Consider the following 17,035-nt stretch of genomic DNA (forward strand, 5'->3'; position numbering starts at 1 on the left):
GTCAGCGCGACGTGCGGCCGAAGGCGCTGGCCTTCGCGGATCCAGCAGAGGCGGTCGCGGGCGCGAACCACTCGCTGCCCCGGATCTCCCGCATGGCTTCCTTGCGGTGCTCGGGCGCGAGCGTGTCGATGTACACGACCCCCTTGAGGTGGTCGGTCTCGTGCTGCAGCATCTGAGCCATGAGGCCGGAGCCCTCGAGGACGACTGGCTCGCCGTCCAGGTCGATTCCGGTGACCCGAGCGTGCTCGTACCGTGGCGTCTTGTTCCAGAGGCCGGGGACGGAGAGGCAGCCCTCGTCGATCTCCTCGACGTCTCCCCAGGTGCTCTCGAGGACCGGGTTGAGCACGTAGCCGGTCTGCCCGTCGATGTTGTACGAGAACGCGGCGAGCCCGACCCCGATCTGCGGAGCAGCCACCCCGGCACGGCCGTCGAGCGCCGTCGTGTCGAGCAGGTCGGCGACAAGACTGCGGATGCGGTCGTCGACGACAGTGATCTGCTCGGCGGGCGTGCGCAGCACCGGATCTCCGTAGAAGCGGATGGGGCGAACGGTCACAGTTCCTCCTCAGCGCGCAGCAGCGCGTTCTCGACCACCTCGCTAGCCGCGGGGTGGGGCCAGTACTGGCCGCGCGCGAGACCCCGGATGGAGTGCCCGAAGCTCGCCGCGAGGACGAGGGGCTGGAGCAGGACCGCCGCGTCTGGGCCCACGATGTGCGCCCCGAGGATGGTCGCGCTTCCACGCGCGATCACGAGTTTACAGAAGCTGCGCTGGTCTTCGAGCGCCCACCCCCATGCGGTGGACCCGTACTCGTGCACGACCTCGAACGCGTCGTAGCCGAGCTGCTCGGCCCGCTCGAGGGTTGCTCCGAAGCTGGCGATCTGGGGCTCGGTGAACACCACGTCGGGGACCGGACCGAGGGTGTTCTTCATGAGGCGACGGCCGGGCTCGACGGCGATGTTGTGGGCGACGACCCGCGCCTCGTGGTTGGCGACGTGCTTGAGCTGGTGCTCCGAGTCGATGTCGCCGAGGGCGAAGACGCCGGGCACCTGGTGGCCGTCGCGGAGGACGCGCTGGTAGGCGTCCACGCGCAGCCGGCCGTCGTCGTGGTGGTCGAAGCCGACCTCGAAGGTCCCGAGCGTGTCGGTGTTCGGGATGCGTCCGATCGCGACGAGCACAGCGTCGACCTCGATGCGCTCTCCCGAGTCGGTCGTGAGTGTCGCGACGCCGCCGTCGTCGGAGAATCCGACGACGGAGGTGCCGGTCTCAAGGCGCCAGCGCTCCCGTGCCGCGTCCGCGAAGGTCTCGGCGACGTCGGCATCGAGCGAGGAGAGCACGCGCCCGCGCACCAGCTGCGTCACCTCGGAGCCGAAGGCGCTGAAGACGTGCGCGAACTCAGAGGCGATGGAGCCGCCGCCGATGATCGCCAGGCGACGAGGCGCGTCATCGATGCGCATGATCGTGTCGGAGGTGTGGACGAGCGGCGAGCTGAGCGGAACGACGTCGTGGTGGCGCGCGCGACTGCCCGCGGCGATGACCAGCGTGTCGGCCGTGAGGCGCCTCCCGGAAGCCGTGAGCACCTCGCGGTCGCCGAGCATCTCGACTCGCTCTCGGACGAGCGTGACCCGAGGGTTGCCGCTATCCCGGTAGTGCTCCCCGCTCTCGCTGATGTGGTCGATGCGGCCGAACACGCGGTCGCGCACCTCCGGCCACGACGGGCGCAGCCGGACGTCGTGGATGCCAAGGCGGTCGGCGTCGCGCGCGACCCGCACGATGTCCGCCACGTGGACGTACATCTTCGTCGGGATGCAGCCGACGTTGAGGCAGGTTCCGCCGAAGTGCGGGCCGTCGTCGATGATCGCGGTTTTCGGCCCGCTCTCGTCGCCTGGGGGGAGGGAGTTCCCCGAGCCTGCGCCGATGATGATGAGGCCGAAGTGCTCGGCGTCGGTGCGCTCAGGCATCGGCGCTCTCGGCACCCGGACGCACGACGACGAGGAGGTCCCCGTTGCCGACCTCGAGCGGTGAGGAGATCGCGAGGCGCTCAACGACTCCAGCGACGGGTGCGGTGATCCCGGCCTCCATCTTCATCGCCTCGATCGTCGCGACGGTCTGCCCCTGGGCGACGCGTTCGCCGACGTCCACACGCAGCGTGACGACGCCGGAGAACGGCGCTGCCACGTGACCGGGATTTCCGCTGTCGGCCTTCTCGCGTTCGATCGTGTCGACCTTGATGCTGCGGTCACGCACGAAGACCGGCCGCAGCTGACCGTTCAAGGTGGCCATGACGGTGCGCATGCCGTCCGCATCCGGTTCGCCGATGGCCTCGAGCCCGACGAAGAGCTGCACGCCCTTGCCGATGTGGATCACGTGCTCTTCGCCAGGCTCGAGCCCGTACAGGTAGTCGAGGGTGTCGAGCACGGACAGGTCGCCGAAGAGCCGGACCGTGTCCTCGTAGCTCGCGGTCGGCTGCGGGAACAGGAGCCTGTTGAGGGTGCGCCTGCGCTCGAGGCTGTCGCCGGCGAGGCCGGCTTCGTCGGCCGCGGAGAGCGGCGTGATCTCGATCTTCACGTCGCGGCCTTCGAGCACCTTGCTGCGGAAGGGCTCCGGCCATCCGTTGGGCAGCTCGCCGAGTTCGCCCGCCATGAAGCCGATGACCGAGTCCGGGATGTCGAACTTGCCCGGGTTCTCGGCGAAGTCGGCCGGGTCGGCTCCCACCGCGACGAGGTGCAGGGCGAGGTCTCCGACGACCTTCGATGAGGGGGTCACCTTGGGGATGCGGCCGAGGATCTTGTCGGCCGCGTCGTACATGTCCTCGATGCGCTCGAACTGGTCCGCGAGTCCGAGTGCGATGGCCTGCTGGCGGAGGTTCGACAGCTGGCCTCCGGGGATCTCGTGCTTGTACACGCGACCGGTCGGGCCGGGGAGACCCGACTCGAAGGGGCGGTAGACGAGGCGGACTGCCTCCCAGTAGGGCTCGAGGTCGGTGACGTTCGTGAGGCTGATGCCGGTGTCTCGCTCCGTGTGCTCGAGCGACGCGACCAGCGCCGAGAGACTCGCCTGGCTCGTCGTGCCCGACATCGGAGCGCTGGCGACGTCGACGGCGTCGACGCCCGCCTCGCTTGCCGCCAGGAGCGTCGCCAGCTGCCCACCGGCGGTGTCGTGCGTATGCAGGTGGACGGGCAGGTCGAAGCGCTCGCGCAGGGCCGTGACGAGAATCGAGGCCGCCTGCGGGCGCAGGAGACCCGCCATGTCCTTGATCGCGATAATGTGCGCGCCCGCCTCCACGATCTGCTCCGCGAGGCGCAGGTAGTAGTCGAGCGTGTAGAACGGCTCAGCGGGGTCGGCGAGGTTGCCGGTGTAGCAGAGGGCGACCTCGGCGACGGCGGTGCCGGTCTCGAGCACTGCGTCGATGGCGGGCTTCATCTGCGAGACGTCGTTCAGCGCGTCGAAGATGCGGAAGATGTCGACGCCCGTCGCGGTCGCCTCGTGGACGAATGCCTTGGTCACGGCCTCGGGGTACGGCGTGTAGCCGACGGTGTTCCGCCCGCGGAGCAGCATCTGCAGGGGGATGTTCGGGACAGCCTCGCGGAGGCTCGCGAGGCGCTCCCAGGGCTCCTCACCGAGGAAGCGGAGCGCGACGTCGTACGTCGCCCCTCCCCAGGCTTCGATGGAGAGCAGCTCCGGCGTGAGGCGTGCGAGGTAGGGCGCCGCTGTGACGAGATCCCGCGTGCGGACGCGGGTCGCGAGAAGCGATTGGTGCGCGTCGCGGAACGTGGTGTCGGTCACGGCGAGTCGCCGCTCCGAACGCAGCTGCGCCGCGAAGGCCGTCGGCCCGAGCTCGAGCAGCTCCTGTCGGCGCCCGCCGGGCAGCGGGAGGGCGGTGTCGAGCTCAGGGAGCTTCGAGCGGGGCTCGACGGAGGTCGGCCGAGCGCCGTGCGGGGCGTTGACCGTGACGTCGGCGAGCCAGTTGACGATCTTGGTCCCCCGGTCGCCGGGTCGGCGGTACTCGAGCAGCCCTGGACGCTTCTCGATGAAGTCGGTCGCGACGTCGCCACGCTGGAAGTCGGGGTCGTCGAGCACGCCGAGGAGGAAGGGGATGTTCGTGGCGACGCCGCGGATGCGGAACTCGGAGAGCGCTCGACGGGCCCGCCGGACGGCTGCGGGGAAGTCGCGTCCGCGAGCCGTGAGCTTCATGAGCATCGAGTCGAAGTGCGGCAGGACCTCCGCGCCCGTTGCGATGGTGCCGCCGTCGATGCGGATGCCGGAGCCGCCCGCGGAGCGGTACGTCGTGATGACGCCGGTGTCGGGACGGAAGCCCTGGGAGGGGTCCTCGGTCGTGATGCGGCACTGCAGCGCGAAGCCGTGGAGTTCCAGCTGGTGCTGTTGGAGGCCCATATCGTCGAGGCGCTCGCCCGAGGCCACACGCATCTGCGCCTGGACGAGGTCGACATCCGTGACCTCTTCCGTCACGGTGTGCTCGACCTGGATGCGGGGGTTCATCTCGATGAAGACGTGCTGACCTGCGCGCGGCCCGGCTGTGTCCAGGAGGAACTCCACGGTGCCGGCGTTGACGTAGTCGATGGACTTCGCGAAGGCCACGGCATCCGCGTAGAGCTTGTCCCTGACCTCCTGCGGGAGGTTCGGAGCGGGAGCGATCTCGACGACCTTCTGGTGTCGACGCTGGACGCTGCAGTCGCGCTCGAACAGGTGCACGACGTTGCCGTGCTCATCCGCGAGGATCTGCACCTCGATGTGGCGAGGCCGCAGCACCGCCTGCTCCACGAACATCGTCGGGTCGCCGAAGGCGCTCTCCGCCTCCTTCATCGCAGACTCGAGCGCCTCGCGAAGGTCCTCGGGGCGCTCGACGCGACGCATGCCGCGTCCGCCGCCTCCGGCGACGGCCTTCGCGAAGATCGGGAAGCCGATCTCGTCGGCGGCCGCGCAGAGCTCGTCGAGATCCGTCGAGGGCTGGCTCGAGGCCAGCACCGGCACGCCGGCGGCGATGGCCTGGTTCTTCGCCGTGACCTTGTTGCCCGCGGACTCGAGGACACGCGGCGGCGGACCGATGAACGCGATGCCGGCCTCCTGGGCAGCGCGCGCCAGTTCCGGGTTCTCACTCAGGAAGCCGTAGCCGGGGTAGATGGCGTCAGCCCCCGACTCCTTCGCGACGCGGAGGATCTCGGCGACATCGAGGTAGGCGCGGACGGGCTGTCCGACGGTGCCGATCTGGTACGCCTCGTCAGCTTTCAGGCGGTGCAGGGAGTTGCGGTCCTCGTACGGGTACACCGCGACCGTCCGCGCTCCGAGCTCGACTGCGGCGCGGAATGCGCGGATCGCGATCTCGCCTCGATTCGCGACCAGGATCTTCTTGAACACCGGTGTTCCACCTTCCGACAACACGACAGGGGCATGCAGCAACGTGACCTCAAGCCTAGTGAATGTAGCCTGGGCTGGTGTTCGTCCTCAGCATCAGTTCTCTCAAGGGCGGCGTCGGCAAGACCACGGTGACCCTTGGCCTCGCTTCCGCCGCCTGGGCCCGCGGGCTCAGAACCCTCGTCGTCGACCTGGATCCCCAGTCCGACGTCTCCACCGGGCTCGACGCCCGAGCGCAGGATGGCGCCACGATCTCCGACGTCCTCCGCTCGCCGAAGCCCAGCACGGTTCGCGCCGCGATCGCCCGCTCGGCGTGGGGCGAAGGCAGCCGCGGCGTCATCGACCTCATGGTGGGCAGTCCAGCAGCACTGAGCTTCGATACCCCGAATCCCTCGATCCGAGAGATCTGGCGCCTCGAGGAGGCACTCGCCGTCGTCGAGGAGGACTACGACCTCGTCCTCATCGACTGCCCGCCCTCGCTGAACGCGCTCACGCGCACGGCCTGGGCCGCCTCGGACCGTGTCGCGGTCGTCACCGAGCCCGGGCTCTTCTCGGTCGCCGCGGCCGACCGCGCGCTCCGGGCCGTCGACGAGATCAGGCGCGAGCTGTCGCCGCGGCTCCAGCCGCTCGGCATCATCGTCAACCGTGCGAAGCACCAGTCCCTCGAGCACCAGTTCCGCCTCGGTGAGCTCCGGGACATGTTCGGGCCCCTCGTCCTCTCCCCCGCGCTCCCCGAGCGCACCTCCCTGCAGCAGGCTCAGGGAGCGGCCAAGCCCGTGCACCTCTGGCCGGGAAGCTCAGCCGAGGAGATGGCGGCGAACTTCGACAAGCTGCTCGACCGCATCATGCGGGCCGGCCGGCTGGGCACCTACGCGGAAGCCCCCGCCACCGGAGACGACGAAGCCCCGGTGACGCGCGGGCGTCAACGGGGCCGGTCGAACACTTAGCGAGCTCCTGAGAACCGGCGGCCTCGGCAGCGGGGCCGCCTGCGGGTTCAGCTCGCGCGGCTGGCGCGGCGAGCTGCGAGCTCGTCGACGGGGTCGAGCGTCTGCTGCTCGAAGTCGACGAGTGTCGACTCGACCTCGCGGAGCACCTGGCCGACGAAGATGCCGAACACGCCCTGCCCGCGGTGCACGAGGTCGATGACCTGGTCGTTCGAGGTGCACAGGTAGACGCTTGCGCCGTCCGACATGAGCGTCGTCTGCGCGAGGTCGACGACGCCGGTCTCGGCGAGCTGGTCGACCGCCGTGCGGATCTGCTGGAGCGAGATGCCCGTCTCGAGCAGTCGCTTCACGAGCTTGAGGACGAGGATGTCGCGGAACGAGTAGAGACGCTGGGAGCCAGAACCCTTCGCCCCTCGAACCGTCGGCTCGACAAGACCGGTGCGAGCCCAGTAGTCGAGCTGCCGATAGGTGATGCCCGCGGCACGAGCGGCAACGGCGCCACGGTACCCGGAGCCCGGATCGAGGTCCGGAATGCCGTCGGTGAAGACCAACTCGCCGCCGGTTGGCGCGTCGCCCTGTCCCTGCTCGCTCATGCCTGCACCTTTCACACGTTTTCGACCAACTCAGCGCCCCGTACTCCTGGAGCAAGCCCTGCGCTCCGGGGAGCAGATGCGCCCTGGGGAAGCCTTGTACCACAAGGGAACTTGAGGTAAGTCCCGAGCCGTCTGGGTCGATTCTATTGGAGTGCATGCCGCTCGGCTACTTCCGAACGACAACGATGTGATCCTGACCCGACTTGCCCCGGATTTCAGGCCTCCACGGCAGGCCTGCGGCGTGTCGTGGCACGAGATCGTGGCTCGAGAATCCACTTCACGTTCAAGTGGAGGATGAACCTACCTGCGACCGCGAACCGCTTGGCGGATGAGGGACCGGCGAACCGAGCCGAGGTGCTCGGCGAGCTCGTTGGCACGCTCGACGGCCTCACCCTGCGAGCGTGCTCGCCGCGCGTTCGTCGAGAGCGCCTGCTCGATGAGCCCGAACTCGTGGTGAGCGGCAGCGCGGAAGGGGCGCAGGTGGCGGGGCTCGATGCCCACTCGCTCGAGCTCCACGAGCGTGCTCAGCATGGTGAGCTCGTCTTCCTGGTACCGACTCGCCGCTGGGATGAGTCCGGCGCTCACGGCCTGCTCGAGCAGCGCGGGCTTGGCTCCAGAGCGCTCGAGCAGCTGCGCGCGATCGAGGACGGTGCCGGCGGCGAGCATGGTCTGCCGCTGCGGTGCCCGCGATCCCGGAAGCTCAGGCTCGAGGCCGCGGTCGAGGTCGTCGAAGTACTCGGCGATCACCTTGAGCGGCAGGTAGAGGTCGCGCTGCATGGTGAGCACCTCGCGCAGGCGAGCGACGTCGGCCGCGGAGAACTTGCGATACCCCTTCGGCGTTCGCTCGGGGTGCACGAGGCCCTTGTCCTCGAGGAAGCGGAGCTTGGAGGGGCTCAGCTCCGGGAACTCGACGTTCAGCCGCTGCAGCACCTGACCGATGCTGAGCGTCCGACCTGGTCCCCGCGCAGAAGCCGCCGCCGCCATAGCGGCCACGATCAGTTCCCGGCAGACGCGGAAGTCAGGCTGGTGTCAAGCGGGGAGCTGTAGAAAGTGAGGCGGAATTTGCCGACCTGCACTTCGCCGCCGTTGGTGAGGACGGCGGAGTTGATGCGCTCGCCGTTGTAGTACGTGCCGTTGAGCGAACCGAGATCGCGCATGTGGAACTCGCGGCCGTGCCGCGTGAACTCGGCGTGACGACGGGACACCGTGACGTCGTCGAGGAAGATCTCCGCGTTCGGGTGCCTGCCAGCGACCTGGAGGTCGGTATCGAGCAGGAACCTGGCTCCCACGTTGGAACCGCGACGGACGATCAGGAGCGCGGACCCGGAGGGGAGCGCACTGATGGACTCCATCTCCTCCTTCGACACACCACCTGCGATGAGCGCAGCGAGCTGCGCGCTGAAATCGCCGGTGAACGACATCGTCGAAGACTGTGTCTGCTCATCGACGACGCCGTCGCCTTCGGGGGTCCGCGCCTCAGCGTCAGAACCAGCCATATTTGCCTCCTCGAGTCGATGCTCAAGCGTAGCGGAATCGGGGGTGCCCGAATTCCGGTCGGTTAATTGCAGCAGCACCGCCTGCCATTGTGCGTCAGACGACTGAGTGTTGTCGAAACGAGCGGGGAGATCGAACCCGATTTTCACCCTCGGCGTACACTTCCGGAGTGCTAGACGACTCCCTCTCCGGCGATCGCGCGAGTTTCGACGGCCGCGCCGAGTCCGACGACCGCTACTCGGGCGACCCCATCGCCCGCATGCGCGAGCGCAAGTCCGCGCCCCTCACGCGGAAGGTGCCCATGGCCAGCGGCATGTGGCTCGAGGATGCCGCGAGCGGCTTCTACGGCCGCCTCGCATCGGCGAACAAGCAGACCGTGACGCTGCAGGACTTCGATGGCCAGCGCAAGGCGTTCCCCGCCGATTCGATCTTCCTGCTCGAGGACGAGGCCATCCTCCTCGGGCCCCCGGCCGCCAAGCAGCAGTCTGGGCGCGCACGCAGCGCGTCCGGCTCCTTCCACGTCGCCGATGCCAAGGCGAGGACCGCGAGAGCCGGGCGAATCTTCGTGGAGGGCAAGCACGACGCCGAGCTCGTCGAAAAGGTCTGGGGCCACGACCTGCGCATCGACGGGGTCGTCGTCGAGTTCCTGCAGGGCGCCGACCACCTCGCCGAGGTGCTGACGGTGTTCGGACCGAGCCCGACGCGCCGAGTCGGAGTACTGCTCGATCACCTCGTCAAGGGCTCGAAGGAGCAGCGCATCGCCGACGACGTCACGCGGCGCTTCGGCGCCTCGCACGTGCGGGTCGTCGGCCACCCGTACGTCGACGTGTGGCAGTCGGTGAAGCCCGAGCGCCTCGGACTCAAGGCGTGGCCCGTCATTCCTCGGGGCCAGGACTGGAAGAAGGGCATCTGCAAGGCCCTCGGCTGGCCCGCAGAGGAGCAGGCGGACACGGCAAGGGCCTGGCAGCGCATCCTGGAGCGCGTCCGCGACTACCGGGACCTGGAGCCGTCGCTGCTCGGCCGGGTGGAGGAGCTCATCGACTTCGTCACGGAGCCCGGCGGCGCAGGTACCTGACCGCGTAGACGGCTCCTGCTGCGACGTGCAGGACCGTCCCGATCAGCAGCATCCACCACGTGATGGTGCGCAGCGGCTCGGCGGGGACCTGCTCGGCGTACGACAGCAGGTGGAGCGGCATGGCGACCATGATGAACGCCGACCTGGCCTTGCCGAGCAGGTTCACGCGCCCCTCGCGGACCCGCTCGAGCCGCGCCAGCCCGATGACGAGCAGCGCCAGGTCGCAGAGGAAGATCGTGACCAGCACGAACCACGGGAAGTAGCCGAGGAGTGCAAGGCCGAAGCCGATGATGATGATGCCGAGCCGGTCGGCGACCGGGTCGAGGACCTCCCCCACTCGGGAGACCTGCCCGAGGCGGCGCGCGAGGAAGCCGTCGATCCAGTCGGTGGCCCCGAACGCAGCGAGGCTCAGGGTGGCGGCCAGCTCCCGGCCGTCGGCGGCAAGCCAGATCGTGAGGGGCACGAAGACGAGCAGTCGTGCCACCGAGATGGCGTTGGGCAGCGTCGCCCACCGCATCGGGCTGTCGTGCCGGTCGCCTGCCATGACGTCATTGTCGCAGTGGCACGCCTCGCGCGTCTGTGCGCGACCGCTGTGCACGACCGCTGGGCGCAGCCGCGCGAACTCGATACGATCATCGGATGGACCGAGACGAGCACGGCTACCACCAGTCAGGACCCGCGTCCGTGCGGGTCGACGTGTGGCTCTGGGCGGTCCGCATCTACAAGACGCGCAGCGCCGCGACCGCGGCGTGCAAGGCCGGGCACGTCAAGATCGACGGCGATCGGGCCAAGCCAGCGCAGCGCATCCACGTCGGCGACGAGGTTCGGGTGCGGACCGACCGCGATCGGGTCCTCGTCGCGCAGGAGCTCCTCAAGAAGCGCGTCGGCGCGCCGATCGCGGCGAAGGCGCTCATCGACAACTCCCCTCCGCCTCCCCCTCGGGAGTTCGCCTCCCCCATCGCATACCGCGACCGTGGGGCCGGGCGTCCGACGAAGCGGGAGCGTCGAGAGATCGATCGCATCCGCGGCCGCGACGAGCGGCCCCTGCTCGACCCGGACGAGTGATCGACCCGGACGAGTGATCGCGAACCGCGCTCCGGGTTGGGTTCCGTGGGGCGCGGTTCGCGATCGTCGTCAGCGACTGGACGTTGGCGTCAGGCCTTGATGGCGTTCCGCTCGCCAGCTCTGACCGGCACGCTGAGTCGGTTGTCGGCGGCAGGCGTCGGGCAGACGAAGTGGTCGCTGAAGGCGCACGGCGGCAGGTAGGCGCGATTGAAGTCGATCGTCGTCGCCCCGTCGGCCTCGGGGGCTGGGACGGTCAGGAACCGGAAACGGTAGCTCTCGACACCGCTCGTCGTGTCGGCGAACACGACTTGGAGTCCTGCCTCGGTGTGGTCGGCGTCGATCGAGAACGCCGAGCCGCCGAGCTCGAAGTCGAGCTTCCCGCCGAGGTCCTTCCTGGACACGTAGCCGTCCGCCTGGAGCACGTCGACCTGCTCGGTCGAGGGACGGAAGCTCGCGGACACGACGTAGTCGTCGTCGGGCTGGTAGCTGTCGATGCCGAGGAGCGCGGCTCGCCCCGACGCCTCGGGGTCGAGCACTCGGAGGGCGCGCTGATCGTCGCGCGCGAATGCCCGGAGGATGCGCGCACCGTCGCGGAGCTCCTCGCCCGTCTTCAGGGCCACGCGGTCGCCGACTCCGGAGCCGGAGGCGTCCACGTACCCGCTCTCAGCGAGCCCGCTGCCGACGACGGCGCCGTCGACGATGCTCCAGGTTCCCGCGACGCCCTCGAGTTCGAGCTCGACGCCGTTGGCGAGCCAGTTGGTCGCGACGAGGGCCGCCGGTCCGTACGGGGCACGGACCGCGCGCTCACGACTTTCGTGCCAGGCCGCCCAGCGTGCGCTGAAGTGATCTCCGGTAGTGGTGCTCTGCTGCGTGCTCATGCTGTTCCCTCTCCTCGTTCTCTCTGCTGATCTCGCCGACGAGTCTCAACGTACTCAGGGCGACGGCGTCGTTCTCGCGGAACGAGACGGCGTTGGTCCGGGGGCGGGAGAAAGCCCCGACGAATGGATTGGACGTGTACGGGCCGATGGCGAACCGACGGGGATGCGTCGTCCCGTCTGCCTGCACGATCCTCGAGTCCTCGCGGCGCACCTCGATGACGCCGGTGGCGAGGCTGCCCTCCGGGGTGGCGGCGATGCGCTCGCGCCCCTCGCCCGACTCGATGAGCTGCCTGAGCGCCAGGTTGTCGGTGTGGGCGACGTCGGCGTCGGGAAGCCAGGCGTCGATGAGCGCGCGGGCCGACACCTGTCGCTCGAGCGTCGTGCCCTTGGCCCGGAAGAGGCCTGCCTCCTCGTCCTCCCAGACGCGCAGCTCGCCGCCCAGGAAGTGCACGACACCGGCCTCGCTGAGCGCGAGGAGCTCGTCGAGACGGTGTCCTGGCGGGCCGGACGCGACGTAGCTGAAGAAGCCCTTCCACCAGACGCGAACGTCTCCGGCGAGCGAGGCCGGCGACCAGTTGGGGGCATCCTGGAACTCGACGAAGGTCATGAAGGAGAAGAGGAGGGCGAGGAAGAGACCCTGGTTCTCGCTGTGCTGCTGGCTGTTCCTCCTGCGGAGGTCTTCGCGGATGTAGTCGTGGAGGGCGACCGACACCGAGCCGACGTCGGTAGCCGCGGCCCCGCGCAGGGGGTGGTCGAAGGTCTCGATGTCGAGCTCGTCGCTCGGGTCGACAAGCGCGGCGAGCACCGCCTCGTGGAGTTCGGGCGACTGCGCGGCGAATCGGTCGAGCTCGGCTCGGAACTCGACCCAGGACACGCGGACTCGGTCGGGGTGCCCCGTGAAGAGCTCGCGGTAGTAGCCGTGCAGCATCTCCTTGGCGAGGAGCGGCCAGAAGTGCGTCCGGAAGTCCAGGATCTCGTGCTCGGCGACGATCTCGCGGGCGATGTCCGCGGTGAAGTAGCGGGTCTCGAACGGCTCCCCCTGGAGCACGCTCGTGACCTTGGAGTGGTAGGGAACGCCCCGCCTGGAGCCGACGAGGATGCGCGGCTCGCGGCCGGAGGGACGGTACTTGAGGCGTCCCGGCTCGTCTCCTGGCAGGAACGCTCCCCCGCGCCCTTCGGTGAGCAGCACGAGCAGGTCGACGGCGGCGAGGCCGAGACCGCGGACGATGACGGGCTCCCCGGCTTCCACTGCACTGAAGTCTGCGTCTGCCGTGAACGAGGGCGGCACGTAGGCGAGGTCGTGGCGGGCCGCGAACTCGCTCAGCTCGGCGGTTCTCGTCCCTTCGTGGACCAGGGTTCCGGAATGGCCGAGCGCGTACACGACGACGTCGACGGTGAGGCTGTCGCCCGTGTCGAGCTCGACGCGCTGCGCGCCGTTGTCGATCGTCGTGACGCCCGTCACCTCCGCGGCATGGACGAGGACCGTCAGGCCCTCCGGCGCCGAGTCCGCCGCCTGCTCGAAGAACCAGCCCAGGTACCTGCTCTGCAGGCGCCTCGTGGGGAAGCTCGCCGGACCGAGTGAGCGCACCTCGTCGGCCACCTGCTGGTCCTCCGCGTCGAGGTCGTACCCGTCCAGCTCGCCGCGGCTCGCGAGCTCAGCCCATTCGACGAGGGAGGGGCCCTGCCTGACCGGGCCCTCGATGGTGCTCGTCTCGTCGGTGAACATGGTGACGTCGGCCGCCAGCGAGTTGAGCTTCAGGAGCCCGGACTGGGCGTCTCGCCAGATGCGTCCGGCTCCAGGCGGGTGCGGGTCGATGAGGTGCACGACAAGCGGGCCCGTGGTGTCCCCGTCGTAGTTGGCGACGATGCGCTCGAGGAGCCCAGCTCCGCGAGGTCCGGCGCCGAGGACCGCGATGCACCTGGCTCCCCTGGTGCTGTCGATGTCGATGAGCCTGGCCGCGGATGTCATGCGATCGCCTCCAGGACGCGCTCGGTGGGCTTGCCCCCGGGGATGGCGTCGACGAGCGCTCGGGTGTACGCGTTGGTGCTGCGCTCGAAGACCTCGTCGACGGTGCCTTCCTCGAGCAGCTCGCCGCCGCGGAGCACGCCGACGCGGTCGGCGATCTGGCGGACGACCCCGAGGTCGTGGGTGATGAACAGGTAGCTCAGCGAGTGCTCGGCCTGGAGGTCCACGAGGAGCTGGAGGATCTGCGCCTGGACGGAGACGTCGAGGGCGGAGACGGCTTCGTCGAGGACGATGAGCTCTGGCTTCAGGGCGAGTGCTCGTGCGATGGCGACGCGCTGCCGCTGCCCTCCGGAGAGCTGCGTCGAGCGCCGTTGCGCGAAATCGGCGGGGAGCGCGACGTCGTCCAGCAGCTCGAGCACCCGCGCGCGGCGCGACTGCTTGTCGCCAACCCCGAAGGCCCGCAGCGGCTGCTCGATGGAGTCAGCGACGGTGAAGCGCGGGTCGAGCGATGAGTAGGGGTCCTGGTGCACGAGCCCGGTCCTGCGGCGGAAGGCTCTCAGGGCGCTGCCTCTGGCGCCGGCGACTTCGAGGCCGTCGAGGCGGATGCTCCCCTGGTCCGGTCGTTCGAGGAGCAGGGCGAGGTGAGCGGTCGTGCTCTTGCCGGACCCCGACTCGCCGACGAGCGCGTAGCTCTCGCCGCGGGCGATCGAGAAGGCGACGTCCTTGGTCGCGTCGACCCGTGCGCCTCCCGGCAGCCGGAAGGTCTTGCTCAGTCCCCTGACCTCCAGCACGGGGCGGCTGCGGTCGATACCGAGGGCGCCGGTGGCCGGCGCGAGCCGCGTCGAGGTCCTGGTGGGTGCGGCCGCGACGAGTCGCTTCGTGTACGGGTGCTGCGGGTCTTCGAGGACCTGGGCAGCCGGGCCGGCCTCGACGATCGCTCCGTGCTGCATGACGAGGATGCGGTCTGCCCGGTCGGCTGCCACCCCGAGGTCGTGGGTGATGAAGAGCACGGCCGTGGATGCGACGGCGGCCCGTTCCGCGATGAGGTCGAGGATCTGGCGTTGGACGGTCACGTCGAGGGCGCTCGTCGGCTCGTCGGCGATGATGAGGCCGGGCGAGGCTGCCAGCGCGGCCGCGATGAGGACGCGCTGCCGCATGCCGCCGGAGAACTGATGCGGGTACTGCGCCGCACGCTTCGCCGCGTCCGGGATGCCTGCGTCCTGGAGGAGTTCGACGGCTCGCGCGCGTGCGTCCTTCTTGGTGGCGAGGCCGTGGATGAGGAGCACCTCGGCGACCTGCGCTCCGACGGTCTGCAGCGGGTTCAGAGACGCCGATGGGTCCTGCGGGATGAGGCCGATGCGTGCACCGCGGACGGCACGCCATTCGAGCGGCGTCAGGGCGGTGAGGTCGAGGCCGTCGTAGCGGAGGGCGTTCGCGGTCACCGCGGTGCTCGCGGGGAGGAGGTCGACGATCGACTTGGCGACGCTGGTCTTGCCCGAGCCGGACTCGCCGACGATGGCGACCTGCTCCCCCGGGTACACGTCGAAGGAGACGCCGGCGACGGCGAGCGTCGTGGCTCCCTTGTAGGCGAGCTGGAGGTCGCGGACGGACAGGAGCGGCTGCGGTTCGCCGCCTGCCTGCTGCGTCAGGGGTGTGGAGGTCATGAGCGGTCTCCTCGTTCTTGGAGCCAGCGCGAGATGCGCGCCGTGGAGAGCACGACCGCGACGATCACGAGTCCGGGCAGGGTGGTGAGCCACCAAGCGGCCTGCAGGTAGTCGCGGCCCTCGGAGATGAGGGCGCCCCACTCCGGCTGGGGCGGCGGGGCTCCGAAGCCGAGGAAGCTGAGGGCGGAGATGGCGAGCACTGCGGCGCCGAACTCGATGGCGGCGAGCGCGAGGACCGGGGTGATCGCGGCGGGGAGGACCTGGCGGAAGATGATGCTCGGCCAGCGAGCGCCCGAGAGCTTCGCCGCCTCGATGTAGCCGGCGGTGGCAACCGAGAGGACCTGCGAGCGCATGATGCGCGCGAAGGCTGCGGTGGACGCGAGGCCGACCGCGATCGCGATGTTGAGCGTCCCGAAGCCGAGTCCCGTGATGATGGTGAGCGAGAGCAGCAGGGCGGGGATCGCGAGGATGACGTCCATGAAGCGCATGATCGCCTCGTCGACGAATCCCCGGAGGTATCCGGCGAGGAGCCCGAGGAGCGCCCCGGTGCCGAGCGCGATGACGACGGCGAGGCCGGACGCGAGGAGGGTGGTCTGCGAGCCGTGGATGAAGCGCGCGAGGGTGTCTCGGCCCAGGTTGTCGGTGCCGAAGGGGTGCGCGGGGCTCGGCGGCTGGAGGCGGTCGAGGAGGGTGCCGTTGATGGCGTCGTACGGCGTGAAGATCGACGGCGCGATAGCCCAAGCGACGACGGTGGCGAGCACGGCGACCGCCAGGATGAGGGACGGCAGGCGCAGGAGGCTGCGGAAGCGCGCGAACGACGACGACTTCACGGCGGCAGGCACGGGCTGCGGGGTCCGCTCGGCGGCGGCGCCGCCGGCACTGCCCGGGGCAACGTACCGCTCGGTGCGACTCAGCACAGCGAGGTCCGACGGCGGTGTGAGGAGGGGCTGGTTCATGCTGCGACCTCGTTCGCTCGTGTCCTGCCGGGCTCCGTGGAAGCTGCGCCGGGCGCCGATGGGGGTGTCGGACGCCCCTTGGTCGCGGGGCGCTGCTTCGTGGAGTGCGAGAGGCGGGGGTCGACGAGCGGGTAGAGCGCGTCGACGATGAGGTTGGTGACGACGAAGATCGCGGCGGCGAAGACGACCGCGATCATGACGAGGGGGATGTCGCGGTTGGCGACGGCGGTCACGATCATGCGGCCGACGCCGTCGCGGGAGAAGACGGTCTCGGTGACGACGGTTCCCGCGAGGAGCTGGCCGACGAGCACCCCGCCGATCGTGAGGGTCGGCAGGGCCGCGTTCCTGAGCGCGTGGCGCACGAGGATGCGTGTGTCGCCGGCCCCCTTCGCCCTGGCCTGCTCGATGAAGGGCCGGGCGAGGGTCTCGTGCAGGCTGCGGGTGAGCACCTGGGCAAGGTAGGCGCCGGTTGGGATCGAGAGCGTCAGCGCCGGGAGGATGAGCCCCACGAACCCCGTGCTGCCGAAGGCTGGCACCCAGCCGAGCTGGAAGGAGAAGACCTGCAGGAGCAGGAGCCCGAGCCAGAACGTCGGAACCGCGATGGCGAGGGAGGGCAGCGATTGGAGGATGCCGCGCAGCCAGGAGGATCGGATGAGGTTGCTGACGAGCGCGAGTCCGATGCCGCCGATGACGGACAGCACGAGGGCCGCCCCGGCGAGGGTTGCCGTCGACGGGAGCGCGCGGGCGAGCACCTCGGTGGCGGGGATGCCGTTCTGCACGGAGCTGCCGAAGTCGAGGACCAGGGCTCCCCCGAGGGCGGCCAGGTACTGCTCGTGGAACGGAGCGTCGAGCCCGAGCTCCGCTCTCAGCGCCTCGATGGCGGCCGGGTCGGCGGCCCCCTCTCCGCCGCCGGCCGCGGCCACGGCCGCCGCGTCGCCCGGGAGGAGGTAGAGGAGGAGGAACGACAGGGTGAAGGCCGCCCAGAGGACCAGGATCCCCAGGGCGAGCCTCCACGCGAAGTAGCGAGCCATA

At 69.7% G+C, this 17,035-nt stretch carries 15 protein-coding genes; 3 read left to right on the plus strand and 12 right to left on the minus strand.

Features of this window, described 5'->3' with window-relative positions; translation table 11 throughout:
- Position 1 precedes the first annotated feature (1 nt).
- From def to C5E05_RS03625, 3 genes are read right to left on the minus strand one after another with little or no spacing between them, the layout of a single operon-like run.
- Complete coding sequence (gene def / locus C5E05_RS03615; RefSeq protein WP_104341104.1) at positions 2 to 553, minus strand: peptide deformylase; 552 nt, start codon at positions 551 to 553, stop codon at positions 2 to 4.
- Positions 550 to 1,956, minus strand: coding sequence for a mycothione reductase (locus C5E05_RS03620; RefSeq protein WP_104241121.1), 1,407 nt, complete (start codon positions 1,954 to 1,956; stop codon positions 550 to 552). The genes def and C5E05_RS03620 overlap by 4 nt, the downstream gene beginning before the upstream one ends.
- Positions 1,949 to 5,371, minus strand: a complete 3,423-nt coding sequence (locus C5E05_RS03625; RefSeq protein WP_104341105.1) for a pyruvate carboxylase — start codon at positions 5,369 to 5,371, stop codon at positions 1,949 to 1,951. The genes C5E05_RS03620 and C5E05_RS03625 overlap by 8 nt, the downstream gene beginning before the upstream one ends.
- Before the next feature lie 77 nt (positions 5,372 to 5,448).
- On the opposite strand from C5E05_RS03625, the gene C5E05_RS03630 reads away from it, so the two are divergent.
- Positions 5,449 to 6,315 carry a ParA family protein gene (locus C5E05_RS03630; protein WP_104241119.1) on the plus strand — a complete coding sequence of 289 codons (867 nt, stop codon included), beginning with the start codon at positions 5,449 to 5,451 and terminating at the stop codon, positions 6,313 to 6,315.
- A 47-nt stretch (positions 6,316 to 6,362) separates the two neighbouring features.
- On the opposite strand, the gene C5E05_RS03635 is transcribed toward C5E05_RS03630, so the two are convergent.
- The 3 genes from C5E05_RS03635 to C5E05_RS03645 form a co-directional block, all read right to left on the minus strand.
- The gene (locus C5E05_RS03635; protein ID WP_104241118.1) at positions 6,363 to 6,905 is read right to left on the minus strand and encodes a MerR family transcriptional regulator; all 543 of its coding nucleotides are present in this window, start codon (positions 6,903 to 6,905) and stop codon (positions 6,363 to 6,365) included.
- Positions 6,906 to 7,205: 300 nt separating this feature from the next.
- Entirely contained in the window at positions 7,206 to 7,835 is a 630-nt protein-coding gene (locus C5E05_RS03640; protein WP_308471360.1) for a MerR family transcriptional regulator, read from the minus strand.
- Positions 7,836 to 7,900: 65 nt separating this feature from the next.
- Positions 7,901 to 8,401 carry an FHA domain-containing protein gene (locus tag C5E05_RS03645; protein WP_068478243.1) on the minus strand — a complete coding sequence of 167 codons (501 nt, stop codon included), beginning with the start codon at positions 8,399 to 8,401 and terminating at the stop codon, positions 7,901 to 7,903.
- Between the two features lie 167 nt (positions 8,402 to 8,568).
- Between C5E05_RS03645 and C5E05_RS03650 the strand changes: the two genes are divergently transcribed.
- The gene (locus C5E05_RS03650) at positions 8,569 to 9,474 is read left to right on the plus strand and encodes a DUF3097 domain-containing protein (RefSeq protein ID WP_258064750.1); all 906 of its coding nucleotides are present in this window, start codon (positions 8,569 to 8,571) and stop codon (positions 9,472 to 9,474) included.
- Here the strand turns inward: C5E05_RS03650 and C5E05_RS03655 are convergent.
- Positions 9,446 to 10,018, minus strand: a complete 573-nt coding sequence (locus C5E05_RS03655; RefSeq protein ID WP_146081019.1) for a CDP-alcohol phosphatidyltransferase family protein — start codon at positions 10,016 to 10,018, stop codon at positions 9,446 to 9,448. The two genes, C5E05_RS03650 and C5E05_RS03655, sit on opposite strands and share 29 nt — an antisense overlap.
- A gap of 95 nt (positions 10,019 to 10,113) precedes the next feature.
- On the opposite strand from C5E05_RS03655, the gene C5E05_RS03660 reads away from it, so the two are divergent.
- A complete protein-coding gene (locus tag C5E05_RS03660) occupies positions 10,114 to 10,539 on the plus strand; it encodes an RNA-binding S4 domain-containing protein (protein WP_104341107.1) in 426 nt (141 codons plus the stop codon).
- A gap of 89 nt (positions 10,540 to 10,628) precedes the next feature.
- Here C5E05_RS03660 and C5E05_RS03665 read toward each other — a convergent pair whose 3' ends face one another.
- The 5 genes from C5E05_RS03665 to C5E05_RS03685 are packed head-to-tail and all read right to left on the minus strand — an operon-like array spanning position 10,629 to position 17,034.
- Positions 10,629 to 11,417, minus strand: coding sequence for a DUF1684 domain-containing protein (locus C5E05_RS03665; protein WP_104341108.1), 789 nt, complete (start codon positions 11,415 to 11,417; stop codon positions 10,629 to 10,631).
- On the minus strand, positions 11,344 to 13,386 hold the full coding sequence (locus tag C5E05_RS03670) for an FAD/NAD(P)-binding domain-containing protein (RefSeq protein WP_219819485.1): 2,043 nt from the start codon (positions 13,384 to 13,386) through the stop codon (positions 11,344 to 11,346). The genes C5E05_RS03665 and C5E05_RS03670 overlap by 74 nt, the downstream gene beginning before the upstream one ends.
- Positions 13,383 to 15,047 carry an ABC transporter ATP-binding protein gene (locus C5E05_RS03675; RefSeq protein WP_181059339.1) on the minus strand — a complete coding sequence of 555 codons (1,665 nt, stop codon included), beginning with the start codon at positions 15,045 to 15,047 and terminating at the stop codon, positions 13,383 to 13,385. Before C5E05_RS03675 ends, C5E05_RS03670 begins: the two co-directional genes overlap by 4 nt.
- Positions 15,044 to 16,003 (minus strand): ABC transporter permease, encoded by a 960-nt coding sequence (locus C5E05_RS03680; protein WP_104307254.1) that lies wholly within the window; start codon positions 16,001 to 16,003, stop codon positions 15,044 to 15,046. Before C5E05_RS03680 ends, C5E05_RS03675 begins: the two co-directional genes overlap by 4 nt.
- On the minus strand, positions 16,000 to 17,034 hold the full coding sequence (locus C5E05_RS03685) for an ABC transporter permease (RefSeq protein WP_104241113.1): 1,035 nt from the start codon (positions 17,032 to 17,034) through the stop codon (positions 16,000 to 16,002). The genes C5E05_RS03680 and C5E05_RS03685 overlap by 4 nt, the downstream gene beginning before the upstream one ends.
- Position 17,035 lies beyond the last annotated feature (1 nt).

The organism is Pseudoclavibacter sp. AY1H1, from assembly GCF_002931055.1.
In the GTDB taxonomy this organism is placed as follows: Bacteria; Actinomycetota; Actinomycetes; order Actinomycetales; family Microbacteriaceae; genus Pseudoclavibacter.